16 protein-coding genes and 1 tRNA gene are annotated in these 22,287 nt (G+C 62.7%); 9 read left to right on the plus strand and 8 right to left on the minus strand.

Annotated features, from left to right (window positions below; genetic code table 11):
• Position 1 precedes the first annotated feature (1 nt).
• Complete coding sequence (locus AC788_RS08340) at positions 2 to 1,399, plus strand: FAD/NAD(P)-binding protein (RefSeq protein WP_049860227.1); 1,398 nt, start codon at positions 2 to 4, stop codon at positions 1,397 to 1,399.
• A 36-nt stretch (positions 1,400 to 1,435) separates the two neighbouring features.
• On the opposite strand, the gene AC788_RS08345 is transcribed toward AC788_RS08340, so the two are convergent.
• Positions 1,436 to 2,542, minus strand: a complete 1,107-nt coding sequence (locus tag AC788_RS08345) for a Gfo/Idh/MocA family protein (RefSeq protein WP_049860184.1) — start codon at positions 2,540 to 2,542, stop codon at positions 1,436 to 1,438.
• A 105-nt stretch (positions 2,543 to 2,647) separates the two neighbouring features.
• A tRNA-Leu gene (locus AC788_RS08350) sits at positions 2,648 to 2,733 on the minus strand.
• Between the two features lie 235 nt (positions 2,734 to 2,968).
• On the opposite strand from AC788_RS08350, the gene AC788_RS08355 reads away from it, so the two are divergent.
• The 3 genes from AC788_RS08355 to AC788_RS08365 all read left to right on the plus strand — a co-directional run bounded on the left by AC788_RS08355 (position 2,969) and on the right by AC788_RS08365 (position 8,187).
• A complete protein-coding gene (locus AC788_RS08355; protein WP_049860185.1) occupies positions 2,969 to 5,236 on the plus strand; it encodes an ATP-binding protein in 2,268 nt (755 codons plus the stop codon).
• A gap of 3 nt (positions 5,237 to 5,239) precedes the next feature.
• Positions 5,240 to 5,701 (plus strand): response regulator, encoded by a 462-nt coding sequence (locus AC788_RS08360; protein WP_049860186.1) that lies wholly within the window; start codon positions 5,240 to 5,242, stop codon positions 5,699 to 5,701.
• 107 nt (positions 5,702 to 5,808) lie between these two features.
• Positions 5,809 to 8,187, plus strand: a complete 2,379-nt coding sequence (locus AC788_RS08365) for a hybrid sensor histidine kinase/response regulator (RefSeq protein ID WP_049860187.1) — start codon at positions 5,809 to 5,811, stop codon at positions 8,185 to 8,187.
• On the opposite strand, the gene csrA (AC788_RS08370) is transcribed toward AC788_RS08365, so the two are convergent.
• The gene (gene csrA / locus AC788_RS08370) at positions 8,184 to 8,390 is read right to left on the minus strand and encodes a carbon storage regulator CsrA (protein WP_049860188.1); all 207 of its coding nucleotides are present in this window, start codon (positions 8,388 to 8,390) and stop codon (positions 8,184 to 8,186) included. The two genes, AC788_RS08365 and csrA (AC788_RS08370), sit on opposite strands and share 4 nt — an antisense overlap.
• 197 nt (positions 8,391 to 8,587) lie before the next feature.
• Between csrA (AC788_RS08370) and AC788_RS08375 the strand changes: the two genes are divergently transcribed.
• Positions 8,588 to 8,920: a hypothetical protein gene (locus AC788_RS08375; protein ID WP_049860189.1), complete on the plus strand. Its 333-nt coding sequence runs from the start codon at positions 8,588 to 8,590 to the stop codon at positions 8,918 to 8,920.
• Positions 8,921 to 8,997: 77 nt separating this feature from the next.
• Here AC788_RS08375 and csrA (AC788_RS08380) read toward each other — a convergent pair whose 3' ends face one another.
• The 3 genes from csrA (AC788_RS08380) to AC788_RS08390 form a co-directional block, all read right to left on the minus strand.
• Positions 8,998 to 9,195: a carbon storage regulator CsrA gene (gene csrA, locus AC788_RS08380; RefSeq protein ID WP_043189867.1), complete on the minus strand. Its 198-nt coding sequence runs from the start codon at positions 9,193 to 9,195 to the stop codon at positions 8,998 to 9,000.
• A 256-nt stretch (positions 9,196 to 9,451) separates the two neighbouring features.
• Positions 9,452 to 11,269: a glycoside hydrolase family 15 protein gene (locus tag AC788_RS08385; protein WP_049860190.1), complete on the minus strand. Its 1,818-nt coding sequence runs from the start codon at positions 11,267 to 11,269 to the stop codon at positions 9,452 to 9,454.
• Positions 11,262 to 12,062, minus strand: a complete 801-nt coding sequence (locus AC788_RS08390; RefSeq protein WP_049860191.1) for a glucose 1-dehydrogenase — start codon at positions 12,060 to 12,062, stop codon at positions 11,262 to 11,264. The genes AC788_RS08385 and AC788_RS08390 overlap by 8 nt, the downstream gene beginning before the upstream one ends.
• Before the next feature lie 153 nt (positions 12,063 to 12,215).
• Here AC788_RS08390 and AC788_RS21860 point away from each other — a divergent pair, with 153 nt between their 5' ends.
• Entirely contained in the window at positions 12,216 to 12,359 is a 144-nt protein-coding gene (locus AC788_RS21860) for a hypothetical protein (RefSeq protein WP_177327956.1), read from the plus strand.
• Between the two features lie 41 nt (positions 12,360 to 12,400).
• On the opposite strand, the gene AC788_RS08395 is transcribed toward AC788_RS21860, so the two are convergent.
• Complete coding sequence (locus AC788_RS08395; RefSeq protein ID WP_049860192.1) at positions 12,401 to 14,905, minus strand: excinuclease ABC subunit UvrA; 2,505 nt, start codon at positions 14,903 to 14,905, stop codon at positions 12,401 to 12,403.
• 81 nt (positions 14,906 to 14,986) lie between these two features.
• Entirely contained in the window at positions 14,987 to 16,012 is a 1,026-nt protein-coding gene (locus AC788_RS08400) for a DNA topoisomerase IB (RefSeq protein ID WP_049860193.1), read from the minus strand.
• Positions 16,013 to 16,449: 437 nt separating this feature from the next.
• Here AC788_RS08400 and AC788_RS08405 point away from each other — a divergent pair, with 437 nt between their 5' ends.
• From AC788_RS08405 to AC788_RS08415, 3 genes are all read left to right on the plus strand, one after another.
• Positions 16,450 to 17,076 carry a response regulator transcription factor gene (locus AC788_RS08405; RefSeq protein ID WP_049860194.1) on the plus strand — a complete coding sequence of 209 codons (627 nt, stop codon included), beginning with the start codon at positions 16,450 to 16,452 and terminating at the stop codon, positions 17,074 to 17,076.
• Between the two features lie 50 nt (positions 17,077 to 17,126).
• On the plus strand, positions 17,127 to 20,714 hold the full coding sequence (locus AC788_RS08410; RefSeq protein WP_049860195.1) for a transporter substrate-binding domain-containing protein: 3,588 nt from the start codon (positions 17,127 to 17,129) through the stop codon (positions 20,712 to 20,714).
• Positions 20,715 to 20,818: 104 nt separating this feature from the next.
• On the plus strand, positions 20,819 to 22,027 hold the full coding sequence (locus AC788_RS08415) for an EAL domain-containing response regulator (protein WP_161804292.1): 1,209 nt from the start codon (positions 20,819 to 20,821) through the stop codon (positions 22,025 to 22,027).
• Positions 22,028 to 22,287 lie beyond the last annotated feature (260 nt).

A 22,287-nucleotide genomic window follows, 5' to 3' on the forward strand; every position in this document is an offset into this window, starting at 1 on the left:
CATGACCAACGTTGCAGCCAGGTACGCCGATGTGGTGATCATCGGAGGTGGCCTGAGCGGGACCCTGCTGGCCGTGCAGTTGCTCAGGCAGCCGCGCGGACAGCGTATTGTGATCATCGAGCCGCGTCCCGAGTTGGGCCGTGGGGAGGCCTACAGTGCTACCGAACTGGGCCACACCCTGAACGGCAACGCAGCGCGCATGAGTGTCGACCCGGACAATGCCGACGACCTGACCCAATGGCTTACCCAGTTCATCGACAATGGTGGTTGGCCCGAATCGGCCGAGCAGAATCTGCCTGTCGCGGAACTGTTTCCACCGCGCGGCATCTTCGGGCTCTACGCCCAGCAACGCCTGGCTGAGGCCCGCGCCCTGGGCCTCCGCTACGGCTCAACGGCGGAGCATGTGCGGGCGGAGGCGATCGACGTGCAGACGCACGGTGAGCAGGTTGAGGTGACTCTGGATGAAGGTCATGTGTGGTTTGCACCCCGCGCCGTGCTCGCCACCGGTATGTTTCCCGCTGCACGCACTGCTGTGAAGGCGCCCGGCGGACTGAACGTCGCCGCGGTCGATCCGTGGGACGTGCAAACCATGCGAACGCTGGATCCGCAGGCGCGGGTGCTGATCATTGGCTCGGGGCTGACGATGGTCGATGCGGTGGTGTCCCTCGACCGCGCGGGTCACCGCGGACCGATCACGGTGATCTCGCGGCACGGGTTGTGGCCTCATGTGCGTCGTCAGCCGCCGGCTTGGCCAGACTTTCTGGCGGCAGCCAGCGACCTGAGCAGCCCGCGCCAGCTCATGGCCGAGGTGCGCAATCAATGCCGCCAGGCGTTGCAGCAGGGAGTCGACTGGCAAGCGCCGCTGGACACCGTGAGGGTGCACATCGCACGGCTCTGGAGCCAGGCCAGCGAGAGGCAGAAACTGCAGTTCGTGCGCCATGTACGGCCCTGGTGGGAAAGCCACCACCATCGCTCGCCACCACCCAGCGATGCGCTGCTGCAGAAGGCCATCGCCGAAAGGCGGCTTACCCTGCAGGCGGCCTGCTACCTGAGCGCCGAAGGCACGACCTTGACCATCCGCCGCAGGGGTGAGTCGGCGCCTGTGCAACTGCACGGTGACGTACTGATCAATTCCAGCGGTATCGAGTATGACTGGCGTCGCGTCGACAAGCCGTTGCCGCGCCAGCTATTGGCGCGTGGTCTGGTCAAGCCCGGGCCGCTCGCATTGGGCCTGCTGGCTGACGATGAAGGGGCCTTGCTGAACAGCGACGGGATTGCCAGCCGGCGTCTGTTCGCCATGGGGCCGCCGCTGCGTGGGATGTGGTGGGAGAGCACTGCGGTGACGGATGTGGCGGCTCAAGCCAAACGGCTGGCCACCACCTTGCTGGAGCCCGACTGAAGCAGGGGCGGTGAACGCCGCTGCTTCACGGGTCGATCAGTCGTTGGGTTCGGTCGTGTTGACGTAGGGCGGGACCTTGGCCAGCGGCAACTGTCGGGCCTGATCGGCTTGTATCCCCTTGCGTGATGGCAGCGGTTCCAGCTTCTGCACCTCGCCGGTCTGCAGCGAGCGCTCGATGGCTGCCAACACCCGTACATCGCGCCAGCCTTCGTCGCCGTCCGCTTCAGGCTGGCGATCCTCCAGGATGCACTGGGAGAAATACTCGGTTTCGCCACCGAACTGGTCGACGACCGGGAAGGTATGCTCCTGCTTTTCGCCGTCGATGATCGAGCGATAGGCAATGGCCACGCCCTCGCCGAAACCGAAGCACGGCGAGGCCTCGAATTCACCCTGCGTACCGATCAGCTGAAAACGCTCGCTCGCGGGCAGACTGAAGCTCACGGTGAAGGTCGCTTGCCGCTGTTCGGCGAAGCGCAAGGTCACGTTGACGGTGTCGGGCGTATTGATAGGGCGCCCAGGCGTTTGCGCGCCCACGGCGTGCACTTCCAGCGGCTCGCCGCCGAACAGGTTGCGCACGGCATTGAGCGGGTAGGGCCCCATGTCGGCCGCCGGGCCGGCCCAGAAGCCGCTTTTCATTCGATGATTTTCCGCCTTGGTGTGCTGGGTGAAGGTGGCGGTGAACAACCGGGGCTCGCCAATATCACCGTTGCGCACCCGCTGCACCATCTCCACGGTGCCGGGCTCGCAGTGCAGGCGGTAGGCGATCATCAGCTTGGCGTTGCCTCGTTCGGCGGCGGCATTGATCGCCAGGCAATCTTCCTCGCTGGCCGCCATGGGCTTCTCCAGCAGGACATGGATACCGGCTTCCAGGGCCGGGACGGCGAACTCGCGATGGCGAAAATTAGGCGTGGCCAGGTAGATCGCGTCGATTTCGCCGGACGCCAGCAGTTCGGGAAACTGCTCGTAGCTGTAGCTCTTGAGGTCATACAGCGCGGCCAGTTGATCGGCCTTGATGGGGTCGCCGGTTACCAGCGCGGTCATCACGGAGTTGCGGGTCTGGTCCACACCGGGCATGAATGCACCTTGCGAAATCCAGCCGCCGGCAACCACCGCATAACGAATCTTACCCTGAGCATCAGGCATGGGTTGGGCCTCCTTGTATCACCCGCGAAATGCGTAGTGTCTAGGAAGTCGGCAAGCACGAAGGGCAGGAGTTCCCGAAGATTGGGAGGAGGGGATGAATCGAGGTGGTGCGAGGTGCGGGAATCGAACCCGCACAACCAAAGGTCGTCAGATTTTAAGTCTGATGCGTCTACCAATTTCGCCAACCTCGCATGCTCGCGCATCATACTGATAAGGCTGGGAAATGTCATGCCCTAATGCCGCGCAACGATTGTCTGCGGTGAGCTCCCACATGCTAATAATCATTTCGCCATTATTGCGTGCGAACCTCCCGGTCCTCGCCTTTGTTTGCTAAAGTGGTCGCTGATTGAAAAAAGTTTTCATATGCCACGGTTGGCGACCATGCAATGGCTTGCAGCGCGCTGATGGGCCGCCAGGAGATACACTGTGACATCCAGCCAGACTTCGGTGTTGCTCGCCGCTGCCCTCGAGCAGTGCGCGCGCGAACCCATACGCACACCCGGCAGCATTCAGCCGCAGGGCTTCATGATGGCGCTCGATGCCGCCGCCGAGCGCGTGCTGCAGGTCAGTGACAACGTCCGCCATTGGCTCCAGCTCGAGCCTGCGCACGTGCTCGAATGCGCCGTTGCAGACCTCTTCGAGCAGGGCAGTAACCTTTCGGCGCGCCTGGCCGCCTGGCCCGGAGAGGAGCGGCAGCCGTTCCATTTCGCCGATGTGCGTTTCGTGCAAGGCGGCCACCCGCGCGCCATGGCGATGATGGTGCACCGTGCCGACGGCGTCATCATCGCCGAGTTCGAGCCCGCCGCCGATGAGGCCCATGCCTACGGTGCCCTGTATCCGCTGGTGCGGACCTTCATCAGCCAGTTGCACAATGCGGCAGACATCATCGAGCTGTGTCAGCGCTCGGTGGTCGAGGTCAAGCGCGTGACCGGCTTCGGCCGCGTCAAGGCCTACAGCTTCGATGCGGCCGGCAACGGCACGGTGCTGGCCGAAGTGCGCGATGACCACTATCCCAGCTACCTGGGTCTGTGCTTCCCGGCCTCCGACATTCCCGCCCAGGCTCGGGAGTTGTATTGCAGCAACCGCATCCGGGTGATCGAAGATGCGAACTACCAGGCTTCGCCACTGGTGCCGGCCCACAACCCCGTCACCGGCGCGCCGCTGGACCTGAGCCTCGCGGCCTTGCGCAGTGTGTCGCCGGTACACCTGCAATACATGCGCAACATGCAGACCATGGCTTCGATGTCGATCTCGATCGTGGTCGACGGTCAACTCTGGGGTCTGATCTCCTGCCACCACGACCAGCCCCATGCGGTGGGCTTCCAGACCCGTACGGCCTGTGAGCTGTTGGGCAGCGTACTGTCGCTGCAGATCGAGACCAAGACCGCCCACGCGCAGAACGAGCGCATGCTCGAACTGCGCCGACACATCGTCCAACTGCTCTCGGCCATGGCCGACAGCGATAGCGTGCGTGCCGGCCTGATGGCTTTGCCGGAAACCTTTCTGGGCTTTACCCGCGCCAGTGGCGCGGCGATCATCGCCGAGGCGCGCTGCGAGTTGCTGGGCGATACGCCGCCCCAGGCGATGGTCGATGCTTTGGCGCTGTGGTTGGCCGAGCGCGGCGGACAGGAAATCTTCCACAGCGACAACGTTGGCCGCGACGTCCCCGATCTGCCGGAGCTGGCTCGGTACTGCGGCGGTGTCCTGGCCGTAGCCATTTCCGAAATCCATTCGCACTACCTGATCTGGTTCAAACCCGAGCAGGCCCGTACCGTCACTTGGGCGGGCCGTGCGGAAAAGAGTCTGGACAGTTCCGGGGTACTCAACCCGCGTGCCAGTTTCGAGAGCTGGCGCCAGGAAGTCAGTGGCTTCTCCAGCCCTTGGGATGCGCTTGAAATCGAAGGCGTACATGAGCTGCGCACTGCCGTGCTGGGCATTGTGCTGCGCAAGGCCGAGGAACTGGCGCAACTGGCGGGGGAACTGAAGAAGTCCAACAAGGAACTCGAAGCATTCTCCTACAGCGTTTCCCACGACCTGCGTGCACCGCTGCGGCACATCGCCGGCTATGCCGAACTGCTCACCGACTTCGAAGGGCCCAAGCTGTCCGAACGGGGCTTGCGCTTCCTGGAACACATCGGCGAATCGGCACGGTTCGCTGGGACCTTGGTGGACAACTTGCTGAGCTTTTCCCAGATGGGGCGTTCGGCCTTGCGCTTCACCGACGTCGACCTGAATGCGCTGGTCGAATCGATCCGCCTGGAGATGCGACCCGACTACGAAGGTCGCGATCTGCAATGGCACGTCGGACCCTTGCCGCGTCTGGTGGCCGATGCCGCTTTCGTGCACCTGGCGCTGCGCAATCTGCTGTCCAACGCCATCAAGTACAGCCGCACCCGCGAACACGCCGTGATCGAAGTGGGTGCCTACCAGCAGGACGCCGAAACGGTCATTTTCGTACGCGACAACGGCGTCGGTTTCGACATGGCCTACAGCGGCAAGCTGTTCGGCGTGTTCCAGCGCCTGCACCGCATGGAAGAGTTCGAAGGCACCGGCATCGGCCTGGCGAGCGTGCGCCGCATCATCGAACGACACGACGGCCGAGTCTGGGCCGAAGGTGCCCTGGATCAGGGTGCAACTTTCTACATGGCGTTGCCCAGACGCGCACATTCCGCCAGCACGAATCAACCGAGGTAAGCGATGCTCAAACCCATTCTTCTGGTCGAGGACAATCCCAAAGACCTGGAGCTGACCCTGGTGGCGCTGGAGCGCAGCCAGCTGGCCAATGAAGTGATCGTCATGCGCGACGGCGCCGAAGCGCTGGATTATCTGCTGCGTCGCGGCACCCATTCGACCCGTGACGAGGGCAATCCGGCGGTTTTGCTGTTGGATTTGAAGCTGCCGAAGATCGATGGTCTGGAGGTGCTCAAGGTCATCCGCGAGACCAACGAGTTGCGCAGTATTCCTACGGTCATGTTGACCTCGTCAAAGGAAGAGCCGGATTTGGAGCGCGCTTATTCACTGGGAGTGAACGCCTACGTGGTGAAGCCGGTCGAATTCAAGGAGTTCGTCTCGGCCATATCCGATCTGGGCATCTTCTGGGCGGTCCTGAACGAGCCCCCACCGGGTTCGTCGCGAATCATTCGCCGTCCCGGCTCCTGATCCCGGATCACGCTGCCAGCGGTCCGGATCGCAACCGCACGCAGCGTGCCCAATGGCGCACGGATGGCGCACAGAGCGCCATACTCCAGTCACGTTTTCGGAATTCTATGTCGCCCAAGCCCTTGCAATTGCTGTTTGTGGAAGACAGCACTCACGACGCCGAGCTGGCGCTGCTGAACCTGGAGCGCGCCGGTCTGTGCGTCGAGCCTACCTTGGTGTTCAATCATCAGGCCGTAGAGCAGGCGCTGGCCAATGACACGTTCGACCTGATCCTGTGCGATTACATGTTGCCGGGCTCTTCGGGGCCACAGGTATTGCAGGCAGCGCAACGGCTGGCGCCGATGACACCCTTCATCTTCTTGTCCGGTGTCTATGGCGAAGAGCACGCAGTCGAGATGATGCGCCAAGGCGCCATCGACTACGTGCTCAAGCAGAACCTGAGTCTGTTGCCTCGGGCTATCCAGCGGGCGATGGACGAAGTCCACGAGCGTCGTCGTCGACGTAGTGCGGAGCGCTCGCTGCAGCACGCCGAAGTCCGCGCGCACATTGCCACCAACGCCGCGCGCATGGGCATTTGGGATTATGCGCCGCTCACCGACACGCTACTGTGGGACGAGCGCTGCCGGGAGCTGTACGAACTGCGTCCCGATACCGAAGTGAACATCCAGCTGTTCCTCGACCACTGCCACCCCGATGATCTGCCAGTGGTACAGGAGCGCATGGCGGCAGCGCTGACCGTGGATGACCAGCATCGGTTTCACATCGAATACCGCGTACTGCTGGACAGCGGCACCCTGCGCTGGATCGCCAGCCATGGCCAGGCCTTCTTCGAAGACGGCGTGTGCGTGCGCTTCACCGGCGTCATCCAGGACATCACCGAGCAGAAGCAGGCGACCCAGGCCCTGCAACAGCTCAACGAGATGCTCGGCGAACGCGTGGTCAAGCGTACCCGCGAGCGCGACCGTACCTGGGAGCTGTCCCGCGAGCTGCTGGGGGTGATGCGTTTCGACATGTCGCCGGTCTCGCTCAACCCCGCGTGGGAAACCACGCTGGGCTGGACCCGGGAACAGCTGGGCAACATGCAGCTGTGGGAAATCATCCATCCCGACGATCTGGCCGCCACGCGCCGCGAAACCGAAAACATCGCCAACGGCAACGTCTCGACGCGCTTCGTCAATCGCATGCGCCACGCCGACGGTGATTACCGCTGGTTGTCCTGGACCATCGTTCCCGATGAAGGCCTCATGTACGCGGCCGTACGCGACATTACCGGCGAACGTGAAGTGCTGGATGAGCTGGCCGGGGCCAACCATCAGTTGCGCGAACAGATCGACGAGCGCCAGCGCATCGAAGCCACCCTGCATCAGTTGCAGCGCCTGGAAGCGGTTGGCCAGTTGACGGCAGGCGTGGCGCACGACTTCAACAATCTGCTGACGGTGATCCTGGCCAGCACGACGTTCATCGCCCGGGATTTCGAAAAAGGCAAGACCGAACGCATCCAGGGTCGCCTGCAGAACATCAAGGAAGCCGGCGAGCGTGGTGCCAAGCTCACCGGGCAGTTGCTGGCGTTCTCGCGCCGGCAGCGCCTGGAGCCTGTAGCGGTCAACCTCAATGGCACCGTGGAGGGCATGATCGAGCTCTTGCAACGCACGTTGGGCGGCAGCATCTGGATCGAAACCGACACCGCGCCCGACCTGTGGAACGCTCTGGTGGATCCGACCCAGACCGAGATGATCATTCTCAACCTGGCAATCAACTCGCGCGATGCGATGCCCGGCGGCGGTACCCTGCGCCTGTCCACGGCCAATGAAACCGTAAGCATGGCTGCCCAGCGTCCGGAAGATCCGGAACCTGGCAACTATGTGGTGCTGTCGATCCAGGACTCGGGCACCGGCATGAGCCAGCAGGTACTGGCCAAGGCGTTCGAACCGTTCTTCACCACCAAGGAAGTGGGCAAGGGCTCCGGCCTGGGTCTGGCCCAGGTGTTCGGGTTCGCCAAGCAGTCGGGCGGGGGCGTGGAGATCATGACGTCGCCGGGCTATGGCACCACGGTCAAGGTGTACCTGCCAGGGGTTCCGGATCAGCCACTGACCCGCGACGACGAGGCGGTCGACGTTGCCGCTGCTCAGCAGGGCGAAGAACGCCAGACCATCCTTCTGGTAGACGACGACCATGACGTGCGCGAAGTGACCGCCACCATGCTGCAAGGGCTAGGTTACAGCGTGGTCGAAGCTGACAGTGCCGAGCAGGCTTTGAACAAGCTCGACCCCACTGTTGATCTGGTGCTGACCGACTTCGCGATGCCTGGAACCAACGGCGGCGAACTGGCACACATGATCCGTCGACGCCATCCGCGGTTGCCGATCGTTTTCATTACCGGCTATGCCGAATTGGAGGGGCTGGATTCCGAGCACTATCCATTGGTGCAGAAACCATTCCGCGAGCAGGATCTGGCCAGCAAGCTGCGTGCTGCGTTCGGGGTCTAGCGGCCTGCGGTCTTGGGCTCGGTTTTCGGGATCATGGGCACGCCGGCCTGGATCCGCTCATGGATTTCCTGGCGATGCACGGTAACATGGCGAGGTGCATCGATGCCCAGACGGACCTGTCCGCCCTTGATGTCGATGATGGTGATAAAGATATCGTCGTCGATCACGATGCTTTCGTCGGTGTTGCGCGTCAAGATCAGCATGATGGGCTCCCTGCGCTTGAAGACGGGTGTTCAAGGGCTGTCTGACTAGGGACGCGTGAGCCGTAGGAATAATTCCTTTTTATAATCTGTCTCAGTTGCCAGGGTGTCTTTGGTCAGGGTTTTCTGAACCTCGTGGCGTCCAACCGGTCACTTACTTACATAAGGCACCGCCTTTATTACTCACATGAGGTAGGCATATGACAGACGTAGAGTTGCAAACCACTCCGCAGTTCGAGGAATGGGACAAATCGTCGCAGAACTATCTGGACGAACAAGTTCGCCATGAAGAAACGCTCAAGAACGGCTGCCATATCGTGGTACGCGCACGCAAGATCGCCGAGGACAAGGTGTCCGTGTTCTTTGGAACCTATGGCCCAGACGGCCGGGTGATCAAGGAGCAAACCGAAATACGCGATGGATTGACGTGCGCGAAAGACGCGCTGGATTTTGCTACCGACAAAGCGAAACGCCACGCTGGCGGTGGGGCAGGGGCTCCGGACGATAATCATCACCAGGCAACACCTATCTGACACTCACTTCGCGCCGCGCTGCATCCTGGCTCGAGCCAGGTGCATGGCGGCGCATCAGGGACTGCGGCAGTAGCCGATCAGGCTTTGCCATCTCCCTTTTCCGGAGCAGGACTACCTGCCTGGATACGCTTGAAAATCTCTTCTCGGTGTACCTGTACATCCTTCGGTGCATCGATGCCGATTCGCACCTGCATCCCTTTCACGCCCAGGATAGTAATCTTGATGTCGTCATGAATGACGATGCTTTCGCCTACCTTGCGGGTGAGTATTAGCATGAACGGCTCCTTGATTCCTTTGCTTAGAATTTATCCGGTGTATGAAGTGTGTCCATTGCTACCTGAATAGGAGCGCGGCACGACAAATTTAATTCCCTCAAAGCGCCGGGTTTATGAACATTCGGCAGCCACGGCGCAACGAGTGGTAACAGGTGCCAGTATGGCGTGCTTCTTGGCAGGCGCCTAGCAGATTGGCATTACGTTTGGTTTATGGGTGTGATAGTGGCACTCTTGCCACCATCATCGTTTGAAACCTTCAAGGTTGCCATTGAGTACGCTGGCCACTCAACTTTCTGTCGAGAAAACTGGCTGCGCTGATCAATGCCAGATGGCTCAATCCCTGAGGCGTATTGCCCAGATGATGACCATGCCGATCGAACTCTTCGGCGAATAAGCCCAGCGGGTTGGCATAGCGCAGCAATTGCTGAAACTCCAGATGCGCTTTTTCCACCTGTCCGGCCCTGGCCAGACATTCCACGTACCAGAATGAACAGGCAGTGAACGCACCTTCATCGCCCGGCAGGCCGTCGTCCTGACGGTAGCGATAGACCATGCCGTCACGCACCAGCGTGCGCTCGATCGCCGCCAGCGTGCTGAGCCATTGCGGGTCGCTGGCACCCACGAAGCGCACCAACGGCATCAATAGCATCGAGCCGTCGAGTTCGACACCGCCCAGCTTCTGTACGAAGTGTCCGGCGTCGGCGTTCCAGAAATGGGTCCAGATATCGTCGTGAATCGCCTGCCGTTCCTTGTCCCAACGCTCGAACGGTGCTGGCAGGGAGCGTTTTTCGGCCAAGCGTAACGCCCGATCGATGGCCACCCAGCACATTAGCCGGGAATGCAGGTAATGCTCGGGTGGGTTGCGCATCTCCCAGATACCGACATCCTTCTGCTGCCAGCTGCTGCAGACTTTGTCGACGATGTGGGTGACGTGTTTCCACCCCTCATGGGAAATGGCTTCGCCGTATTTGTTGGCCAGGTACACCGCATCCAGCAATTCACCGTAGATATCGAGCTGGACCTGATCATGGGCACCGTTGCCCACCAGCACGGGACGGGCACCACCGTGCCCGCTCAGGTGATCGAGTTCCGATTCGGGCAGCTCCTCGCGGCCATCCAGGCCGTACACCACACCCAGCCGGGCGGGTTCGTCAGTGCATTCGCCGACCCTATCGCGCACCCAGCGCATGTAGTCGTTGGCCTCCGTGGTGAACCCCAAGCGCATGAACGCGTATACGGTGAACGACGCGTCCCGGATCCAGGTATAGCGGTAATCCCAGTTGCGTACGCCACCCGGCGCCTCCGGCAGACCAAACGTGGCCGCCGCAATGATTCCGCCGTGCCGGCGTGACGTCAGCAGCTTGAGCGCCAAGGCAGAGCGGTCGACCATTTCCCGCCAACGGCCCTTGTAGTTCGAATGGCCGATCCAGTTGCGCCAGAACGCCAGGGTTTCTTCCAGACAGGTCTGCCCCGTGCCGGCGCTCACCATGGGGTCTTCTTCGCCACCCAGGATGAATTCGGCGCATTCGCCTTCCTTGAGTTCGAACACGGCAATGGCGCTGTGCTCGTCGATGCTCAGGGCCTGGGTCGCCGACAGACGCAAAGTGGGCTGACCTTCGGCGCGGAAGCAAACGTCCTCGCCGCTGGTGTAGGCCTGGGTATCGGCGCGGCTGTAGTCGTGCCGAACCCGACAACGCAAGCGAATGGTGGCCGTGCCATTGCGCGCCTCGATCCGGCGGATCAGCCGGGGCAGGGCGTCGGCAACGGCGGCGACCGGCATCAGGTCGGTGATCTCGATCACCGCGTCGTGGTCGATCCAGCGCGTCTGTAGAACATTGCTGTCGGGCAGGTAGATCTGTTGCCGGCGTGCACCGGGCAGGTCTGGGGCCAGTTCGAACACCCCGGCACGATCGCAATCGAGCAGGGCGGTGAATATCGAGGGGCTGTCGAATTCGGGCCAGCAGCAGAAGTCGATGCTGCCATTGTCGGCGACCAGTGCGGCGCTGCGCATGTCGCCGATGATGCCGTGGGCCTCGATGGGGCTTTGCGTAGTGCTGCAGACGTCTTTAGCCATTGTTTCGGAACCCCGGATACAGGCTCATGCCACCGTCGATGAACAACGTGGTGCCATGTATGTAGTCACTCAGATCGGACGCCAGCCAGACCACTGCGTTGGCAACGTCGTCCACTTCGCCGACGCGACCGTAGGGGATCAACTCCAGCAGTTTCCTTTCCGCATCGCCCTGGGTGTTCTCTTCGTTGATCGCCGTGCGGATGGCACCGGGTGCGATGGCATTGACGCGAATGCGCTGTTCGCCCACTTCCTGGGCAATGCTGCGCATCAGCAGGTCGATACCGCCTTTGGACGCGGCATAGTTGACGTGGCCTGCCCACGGAATGAGCTGGTGCACTGAACTCATGTGGATGATCTTGCCAGCTGCGCGGGATAGCCACGAGCGCGGGCCTTGGCTCTGGAACTGGCGCAAGGCAGCACGAGCGCACAGGAACTGGCCGGTGAGGTTAACTTCGATCACCTTGTTCCAGTCCGCCAGGGTCATGTCGACCGTGGCGGCATCGCGTTGCAGCCCTGAATTGGCGATCAGGATGTCCAGGGCGCCATAGGTGTCGATGGTCGTGGCGAACAGACGCTCGACGTCCTCTTCCTTGGACACGTCCGCGCCCACCGCGATGGCCTTGCCACCCGCTTCGCGGATCTGCGCGACGAGTTTTTCGGCAGGCTCTGCGTGGGAGTTGTAGTTGACCACCACGCTGGCACCGGCTTCGGCCAACGCCTTGGCAGCTGCGGCACCCAGACCGGAGCTGGCGCCGGTGACGAGGGCAACCTGTTTATCCAATGAAATCTGCATCCGGGATGTTCCTCCGATAATGGCGTTTCAATGCTGACTGGCAACGCGGTGCGGGAGTTCAGCCTGGAAACGTTTGGGCACGAATGCCACACGAGGGTGCCCAAATAGAGTGACGGCCCAATGTGCCGTCCGCGCACTACCAGGAGAAGCACCATGAACAAAGAATCCGATCGCGAAGACCTCGACCACAAGCCGGAAAATGCCGGCAAGGTTGGTGAAGAGCACAAGCGCGAGAATCAGCAAGGTGAGAAGGAACGCACTCCATCCGATGAAGGCCAGAGCAAACCTGTCGGTTGAGTAGCGCTCGGCAGCCCCGATCCTTCAGGGCTGCCGGCCTGCTACACGGGTTCCGCCAGAGCGCTTTGCAAGTAAGGTGCAGTCTGACTGGCGCTGACCTTGGCCACTGCTTCCGGCCTCCCGGCTGCAACCACCTTGCCGCCTTGGTCACCGGCTTTGGGTCCGATATCGATTACCCAATCGGCCTGAGCCACCACGCGCATGTCGTGCTCCACCACGATCACGGTGTTGCCAGCATCGACCAGATGATTGAGTTGCTGCATCAGCCGGTCGACATCGCTGGGGTGCAGACCCGTGGTGGGTTCATCGAGTACATACAACGTAGCGCCGCGCTGAGTGCGCTGCAATTCGGTGGCCAACTTGATACGTTGTGCTTCACCTCCCGACAGCTCAGTCGCAGGCTGACCCAGGCGTAGATAGCCCAAGCCGATGTCGCGCAATACGCTCAAGGGGCGCAGCACCGCTGCCTGCTCGGCGAACACCTCACAGGCCTGCAGAACGGTCAATTGCAGCACGTCGGCGATCGTACGTCCTTCCCATTTCACCGTCAGGGTCTTGGGGCTGTAGCGGGCGCCGTGACAGGTCGGGCAGGGGCTGAAGACGCTGGGCATGAACAGCAACTCGACGCTGACGAAACCTTCACCTTCGCATTCCGGGCAGCGCCCCTTGGCCACGTTGAACGAGAACTGACCGGCGTCGAAGCCGTGACGACGGGCATCCTTGGTGGCAGCGAACAGTTTGCGCACGTGATCGAACAGCCCGGTGTAGGTGGCCAGGTTCGAGCGCGGTGTGCGGCCGATAGGTTTCTGGTCGACCTGCACCAGTCGCTTGATGTGATCCATACCCTCGACGATGTGGCCGGATTCGGTCTGCGGCGCGGCGTCTTCCAATACGTCTTCGACTTCTTCCTGAGTCTGGCCCAGGTGTTCACCGACCAGCTCCAGCAACACTTGGCTGACCAGGCTCGACTTGCCCGAGCCGGAGATACCGGTGACGGCGGTGAAGCATTGCAGGGGAAACTCGGCAGCCACCTTGCGCAGGTTATTGCGACTGACATCCGCCAGCTTCAGCCAGCGGGTGGTGTCTCGACGTGGGCGCGGTAATGGCGCGGCGCCGCCGTGAAGGTACGCACGGGTCTGCGAGCCGTCTATCTGAGCCAGGCCTTGGGGCGGGCCGCTGTAGAGCACTTGGCCGCCCTGTTCGCCGGCCAACGGCCCGACATCGACCACCCAGTCGGCGCGCGCCATGGTATCCAGATCGTGCTCGACGACGAACAGAGAATTGCCTGCCGCCTTCAGTCCCTGCAGAGCGGCATGCAATGACTCGCCGTCGGCCGGATGCAGGCCGGCAGTGGGCTCGTCCAGCACATAGACCACGCCGAACAGTTGCGAGCCGAGCTGGGTAGCCAGGCGCAGGCGCTGCAGCTCGCCGGACGACAGCGTCGGCGTGCTGCGTTCCAGCGACAGATAGCCCAGGCCCAGATCGATCAAGGTGTGCAGGCGACCGAGCAGGTTTTGCGCGAGCTGCTGAGCAGCCAGACGCTTTTCCTCGCTGAGTCGCTTGCCCACTTGCTGACCCTCGGCCACCGGCTTGAGTTTCTGCGCCAGTTGGCTGAGCGGCAGTTGCGAGAACTCACCGATGTCCAGGCCGGCAAAGGTCACGCTCAGTGCTTCAGGTTTGAGCCGTTTGCCGGCGCAGACTTCGCACGCCGCGCCGATCATGAACTGGCTGACGCGCTTCTTCATCAGCGCGCTCTGCGAGTGAGTGAAGGTGTGCAGTACATAGCGCCGCGCCCCGGTGAAGGTGCCCTGATAGCTGGGTTCCATCTTGCGCTTGAGCGCTTCGCGGGTCTGTTCCGGCGTCAGCCCGCCATACACCGGCACGGTCGGGGTTTCTTCGGTGAACAGGATCCAGTCGCGCTGTTTCTTCGGCAGGTCGCGCCACGGTACGTCCACGTCATACCCCAGGGTCACGAGGATGTCGCGCTGGTTCTGGCCTTGCCATGCCGGCGGCCAGGAAGCCACCGCGCGCTGGCGAATGGTCAGGCTGTCGTCGGGTACCATGGTTTTTTCGGTCACTTCGTACACCCGGCCCAGTCCATGGCAGTGCGGGCACGCACCTTGCGGAGTATTGGGCGAAAAATCCTCGGCGTAGAGCAAACCCTGGCCCGGCGGATAGGCACCGGCTCGGGAATAGAGCATGCGGACCAGACTGCCCAGGGTGGTGACGCTGCCCACCGAGGAGCGGGTGCTGGGCGTGCCGCGCTGCTGCTGTAAAGCGACGGCAGGCGGCAGGCCTTCGATGCTGTCGACGTCGGGCACGCCGACCTGATCGATCAGGCGTCGAGCGTAGGGAGCGACCGATTCGAAGTAGCGCCGTTGCGCCTCGGCGTAGAGGGTGCCGAATGCCAGCGATGACTTGCCCGAACCCGATACCCCGGTAAAGACCACCAGGGCATCGCGCGGGATATCGACATCGACGTTCTTGAGGTTGTGTTCGCGGGCGCCGCGAACCTGGACGAAGCCGCTGGGAGCGGTAGGTTTCATGAAAAGCCTTGGAATGAATGAGCAGTGCAATAACCGACCGCAGTCTGCACCCACAATTCCGGAAGCCTTCTATGAGCGACTTTACGCAGCCGCTACCAGTCGTTCGAGAAACGTCGCCAGGGCGACCTCTTCCAGACGCAGCCCCTTGCGTTGGCGAGGTTTGGGCAACTTCGCCAGCTCGCCCATGACGAAATGCTCCAGCACCTTGGGGTGGATGTAGCATTTGCGACACACCGTCGGGGTATTACCCAGTTGCTTGGCCACCGCCTTGACCATGTCGACGATGTGCTTCTTCGCATCGGGTTCGGGCTGCCAGTGCAGCTCACGCAACATGGCCAGGGCCAAGGCACTGCCTGCCCACGTGCGGTAGTCCTTGGCGGTGAAATGAGCGCCAGTGAGCTGGTGCAGGTAAGCGTTCACGTCGTGGGAGCTGACGCTGTGCCGTTGGCCATCCTCGTCAAGGTACTGGAACAGATTCTGCCCCGGCAGCTCCATGCAGCGCTTGACGATGCTGGCCAGGCGCCGGTCCTTTACCGTTACCGAATGTTCGACGCCACTTTTGCCCCTGAATTGAAAGGCAATGGTATGGCCTTTGACCTCGACATGCTTGTTGCGCATCGTCGTCAGTCCGTAGGACTTGTTGTCTCGGGCGTACTGGGTGTTGCCGACGCGAATCAGCGTGTTGTCGAGCAACGACACCACCGCCGCCATGACCTTGTTACGATCCAGCCCCGGTGCGGCCAGGTGTGCCTCCAGTTGCCGGCGCACCTTGGGCAGCATCTTGCCGAACTCGATCATGCGCGAATACTTGTCTTCATCGCGCACTTCGCGCCAGCGCGGATGGTAACGGTATTGCTTGCGCCCGCGAGCATCGCGTCCGGTCGCCTGCAGGTGACCTTGGGGGTCGGCACATATCCACACATCGGTGTAGGCCGGCGGGATGACCAGCGCGTTGATGCGCTTGATTTCGGCCTCGTCGCGAATGCGTTCGCCATCAGGCGTGAAATAGGCGAAATGGCCACGCACCGTCTTGCGGCGCAGGCCCGGCAGGGTGTCGTCAACGTAATGCAGATCGGCAGGAAGTTCGATTTCGAGAAGGTCGGACATTTGTGCGCAAAACCATGGCCTGTGTCTGCAATGGACCGCGGCCACGCGCGGAAGTCCCGTCGGCGATGTGCGAAGAATGTTCGCTGGAAGCAAGCGTAGGAGATTTCCCTGAAAGCTTGGGAATTGTCCGGCTTTCGTGTCAGCACGTCCCGGTAATACTGGCGCCGCTGCACAAGGGGGGCACTGGGAGCGTGGCCATCCTACGGGGCTAGGGAAAATTTCACTCAAGGGTTTCGGAACCTTCCCATAGCCAAATCGGAATAAGCCGACCGACGTCGTGCGCGATTTACGGAACACTCCTACAGCAGGTGGCCTCGTCCTGCGCTTGACCACTGTCCCCTGATCCAGAACCAGAAGAGGCGCTGCAGAACGCTGCAAAGGAAGCACGCGCCGGGCACGCAAGCGCCGTCCGGCGCCCTCGCAATCAGGAGAAAGACATGCGTACAGCACTGATAATCGACGATCACCCGTTCATCCGGTCAAGCGTCAAACTGTTGCTCAAGCAGGAAAGGTTCAGCGTGGTTGCAGAGGCAAAGGACGGTGTCGATGGAGTCTTGATGGCCAAGACACACCATCCCGATCTGATTGTCCTCGACATCTCCTTGCCAGGACTGGACGGCATGGACGTCATCGCCCGGATCAAGGAGCTGGGAGCCAGCAGCCGAATCGTCATTCTCACCTCCCAACCTGCCGAGCATTTTTCCCTGCGCTGCATGAAGCTGGGCGCCATGGGCTACGTATCCAAGTGCGATGACCTCAACGAACTGCGCAAGGCGGTAACGGCCATCGGTACCGGATTCACCTACTTCCCGGTGGTTGCCTTCAGCTCGGTGCGCAACAGCGATGCGCTGGTCAGTGAGGCAGACAGCATCGCGCGCCTGACCAACCGCGAGCTGACCATCCTCCAGCACCTGGCCCGTGGCCTGAGCAACAAGGCCATCGGCGAGCTGATGCTGCTCAGCAACAAGACCGTGAGCACGTACAAGTTTCGCCTGATGGACAAGCTGCAGATGGGCTCACTGGTCGAGCTGGCCGAGCTCGCCAAACGTAACTTTCTGGTTTGACGGGTGAGTTGATGAGCCTGATGGCGAGGACCGGTCGTGGCGTTCGCTGCATGCTTGTGTGGCTGGCCGGTACGGCACTGGTCCATGCCGAGATGCTGCCGTTGCACGGCCGGTCACAGCCCGAGATTGCCTGGTTCGACCGCCTGCAGGTCCAGTTGGCCGACCGCGATCGGCAGTGGCTGCGGGCGCGACGTACCTTGCGGGTGGGCGTCAGCCGCCCCGATTACGCGCCGTTCGACCTGTCCGCCAACGGCGCCAGCTATGAAGGGGTGAGCGCCGACTATCTGGCCCTGCTGGCACGGCTGCTCGAGTTGCAGGTGGAAGTGCAGGCCTATCCGTCCCGTGAACTGGCGATGGCCGCGCTCAAGGCGGGCGAGGTCCAGGTGCTGGGCACCGCCAGTCGTCGTGAAGCACTGCGTCACGGCCTGCTGCTCTCGAGCCCCTACATCGAGGACCGGCCGGTGCTGGCCACGCGCCGGGAGTCCGCGCTGAACGCCGATCCTGCCTTGCCGGTGCGCGTCGCCCTGGTACGAGACCATGTTTCGCCCAGTGAGGTGCGCGAACGCTTCCCGACGGCCCAACTGCAATTTCACCCAACCCCCCTGAACGCCATGGCGGCAGTGGCGTACCAGCAGGCAGACCTGTTCGTCGGCGGGGCCCTCGCGGTATTCCATCAGGCCGATGGCAGCCAGTTGCCCGCCTTGCGCCTGCAATCGGCGGTGGGCATCGAGGGGCACGCCTTCGGCTTTGCCGTCGGCCCGCACGATGCGCGTCTGCTGCGGGTATTGGACAAAGCCTTGGCGGTGATACCGGATGAGGCACGGGCCAGCATTCTGCGACGCTGGAGCGTCGAGCGTCCGGACGTGGCGGAGCCTGCGGCATTGCCCTTGAGTGCAGTGCAGCGCCAGTGGCTGGCCGGACGTCGAGAACTGCGTGTGCTGATGGACCCGCGTTTCGTGCCCGTCAGCTACCGCGACGATCAAGGCCGCTTCGCCGGCGTGGCTGCCGACGTGCTGCAACAGATTGCCCGGCGCACCGGGCTGGCCATCGAAGTGATCGAGGGCACTTCCCTGACGCGCATGAGCGAAATGATCGAGCGCAGTGAGGCCGACCTGATCGCCGCGATGATCCCAAGCCCCGAGCGGCAGACCCGCCTGGCGTTCAGCCGAGGGTTCCTGAGCAGCTCACCGGTGCTGGTCACCCGTGAAGGCCAGCGAGGTCTGACCTCTCTGGAGCAGGCCAGCGGCAAGCGAATAGTGCTGGTGGAGGGCAGTCGTGTGCATGAATGGCTTCAGGAACACTACCCCTCGATCACCCGACTGGACGCGGTGAGTACGGCCGAGGCACTGGCCATGCTCGACCGCGGTCAGGCCGACGCCGCAGTGCTGCCCTTGATCGCCGCGCGCTACATGATCGCGCGACAATACCGCGAGCGGCTGCGCATCAGCGTGGCGCTGCCGCTGGCCCCGGTCCATTTCGCCTTCGCCGTATCACCGCAGGCTCAGGTGCTGCAATCGATCCTCGACAGTGCCCTGCAGGACATTCCTCCGCCGCACATGAGCGAGCTGACACGCCACTGGCGCACTGAAATGATCGTCACCGACGGCCTTTGGCAGCGCTACCGCTGGGCGATCATGCAGGGATTTGCCGCAGCTTTGCTCCTGCTGTTGCTGGCGTTGGGCTGGGTCAGCTACCTCAAGCGCCTGATCCGCCAGCGCGTGGATGCCGAGCGTGCGTTGACCACCCAACTGGAGGTCATGCGGGTGATGATCGACGGCACGCCCCATCCGATCTACATCCGCGATCGCCAGGCGCGTCTGATCAACTGCAACACCGGCTACCTGCAGGCTCTGGGCGTCACCCGCGAGGCCATACTGAACAAGCCGCTGGCCGGCTATGGGTTGCTTCAGGAGGCCCATGCACAGGTTGCGCAGGACATATACATGCAGGTCATGGAGCGCGGCGAACCGGTGGTCGAGGACCGCACGCTGACGCTGCAATCAGGTGAGGTGCTGATCATCCACCACTGGATGTTGCCTTACCGCGGTGTCGACGGCCGCATACAGGGCCTGATCGCCGGGTGGGTCGATATCACCGAACGTCAGCGCCTGTGCGAAGCCTATCGCGAAGCCCAGGCCCAGGCCGAAGCAGCCAACCAGGCCAAGACCACTTTTCTGGCAACCATGAGCCACGAGATCCGGACGCCGATGAACGCCGTGCTGGGCATGCTCGAACTGGCCCTGAAGAAGGCCGAGCAGGGCATGCTCGACAAGCCGGCCCTGGAAGTCGCCTCGCAATCGGCCAACGGTCTGCTCGCGCTGATCGGCGACATTCTCGACGTCACCCGCATCGAAGCCGGGCGGCTGGAACTGCTGGCCGCGCCCTGCCAGTTGGGACAACTGGCAGGAGACACCGTCGGCCTGTTCCAGGCCCAGGCCCGTGAGAAACACTTGCGGCTCAAGCTCGACATGCTGGGCGCACCTGATACCTGGCTCAGCGTCGATCCGGTGCGCTTCAAGCAGATCATCGCCAACCTGCTCAGCAATGCGATCAAGTTCACCCGCGAGGGACAGGTCACGGTGAGCCTCGGCGTCTGGCCGCAGACCCACGGCGCGCGGGTCGAATTGAGCGTGGAAGACAGCGGTCAAGGCATCGCTCAGGCCGATCTGGCCCGCCTGGGCGCTCCTTATCGGCAGGCTGACGGCGGCCGCGGCAGCCGTGTCGGCGCCGGGCTGGGCCTGAGCATCTGCCGTAGCCTGGCGGCGCTGATGAAAGGCCGACTGGAACTGCACAGCGTGCTCGGCTGTGGCACTCGGGTCCAGGTACAGTTCGACGCGGTACCCCGCGCCATCGCCCCGCAGCAGATCGCCCGCGAGACGTCGCGCAGCAACTTGCCGGCGCTGCAGGTGCTGGTGGTCGATGATTACCCGGCCAACCGATTGCTGCTGGAGCGTCAGCTGACTTTTCTCGGTCATCGTGTAACGGTCGCCGAACACGGCGCCGCCGGCCTGCGCGCTTGGTTGCGAGGTGCCTACGACGTGGTGATCAGCGATTGCAACATGCCGGGTATCAATGGCTATCAGCTGGTCAAGGCCGTGCGCGAGCACGAGCGCCGGAAGAAACTTGAGCCGTGTCTGTTCCTCGGCTGCACGGCGAACGCGCAGATACGCGAGCGCCTGCGCTGTCTCCAGCAAGGCATGGACGACTGCCTGTTCAAGCCATTGAGTCTGGAAAGTCTGGCACTGCATCTGGATCCACATCGCGCACGCCGCAGGGTCGAGACAGAAGATGATGAGGTGGACCTCGGCAGCCTCGATCAACTGACCGGCGGCGATGCAAGTTCCCTGCGGCGCCTGCTCGATGATCTGGCCGAGAGTAACCTGCAGGACCTCAAGCGCCTGCATTCGTTGGCGCAACCCTACGCCATCGGCGAGGTGGCGGAACTGGTGCACCGAATCAAGGGTGGCGCCCGCATCGTCCGCGCTCGACGGCTGCTGGCGGCCTGCGAAGCACTGGAACAGGCCTGCACGGCTCACCCTTCGGCCGAACGTATGCGTCGCGGGGTCGAGGATCTCGCGGCTGCCATGGTCAGCCTGGACGACTATCTGAAACGGCACGAAAGATCCGGCAAGGCGTAGGAATTTTCCAGTGCGTATTGGGAATTTGCCTGCATCCCGCGGATGGCACGGAGTTGAACATAGGCATGAAGAAACAGGGGCATGAGGTAACAGGGGAAGTGATCGTGTCAGATATCAAGCCAACGGTGTTACTGGTCGAAAGTCATGGGTTTCAGCGTGCGATTGCCGTGCGGATGCTCAATCAGCTGGGTTGCAGTTGCGTGTATCAGGCGCAGACCAGCGAGCAGGCGGTGCAGTTGCTGCGCGAGCACCAGCCCATCGACGTGCTGGTGTGCAACGTCGATGTACTGGGGGTAGGTGCCTTGCGCATTATCCAGGAGGCGGTCACCCGCAAGCGCGTGCGCGCGGTGCTGATAGGTGGCGGACTCGATCCGGAGGTGCGCACCGGGCTGTACCAGTGGGTGTCGATGCTGGGTGTTGAGTACCTGGTGGATGCCGGCAGCCCGTTGGACTTTGATCGGTTGCAACGTTTCTTCGCGGCGTTGAACACGCCACGCGAGGCGGTCCTGGCAACACCGTCGACGGTGCGCATCAGCCGTGCCGAGGTGCAGGCGGGGATCGCCAGCGGCCAGTTCGACATCTGCTTTCTGCCGCGTTGCACGGTTGCCGACGGGCGTATTCGCAGTGTCGATGCGCAGTTGAGCTGGCGGCACCCGCGGCACGGCCCGCTGGCCATGCCGCAGTTCTGCCCGGCGGTGGAGCGGGCAGGGCTGGGCAATGCGCTGCTGTTGTATATGGCCGAGCAGGCGGTAGAGGTTCAGCATCAGCTTGCCGATGCCGGTCTGCAGGTGGGGTTGAGTCTGGGCATGCGACTCGAGCAGCTGGGTCATCCACCGCTGATGAACGAGTTGCTCGGCATACTGCGCGGACATTTGACGGGCAAGCATCGCGTGGCACTGGAGCTCAGCCATGTCGGGCTGGCGCGGCCCAAGGCCGAATACCTGGAAACTCTGCTGCGCGTTCGGCTCATGGGTTGCGACCTGGGCATGCAGGGCTTCGGCTTCGGTGGGGCGTCGCTGCAGCGCCTGTGTCAGTGGCCGATCAATCAGTTGCGTCTGGCTGCACCGTTTCTGCTCGAAGCGCCGCATCAGTCGCGCCACTTGGCTGTGGTCCAGCACATGTCGGTCGCCGCGCGTACCTTGGGCATCGAACTGACGGTGACCGGCGTGCAGAGCGCGGTGCACCATCTGCTGCTATACGACCTTGGCTGCCTGCGCGGCCAGGGCGACTATTTCGCCGCACCCCTGACCGCCGCCACACTGCAGCAGCGCCTCCAGCAACCCAGGACGCTGCAACCCATACGCCGCGAGTAGCCCCGCCCGGACGCATCACGCGCCTCGCCGGCCCTGCAGCAGCGGCGCGAGCCGCGTCCGGGTTTGTGGCGTTCTTTCAGGCGTACCGCATCCACCGTTGACGCGGCTTGCGCCGCTGCTACAGGGGATCGCGGTCTCTGTACCAGCGGCGCGAGCCGCGTCCGGGTTTGTGGTGTTCTTTCAGGCGTACCGCATCCACCGCCGACGCGGCTTGCGCCGCTGCTACAGAGACCGCGATCCCCTGTAGCAGCGGTGCTGCG

This window comes from Pseudomonas sp. RIT-PI-a (assembly GCF_001187875.1).
GTDB classification, from domain to species: domain Bacteria; phylum Pseudomonadota; class Gammaproteobacteria; order Pseudomonadales; family Pseudomonadaceae; genus Aquipseudomonas; species Aquipseudomonas coleopterorum.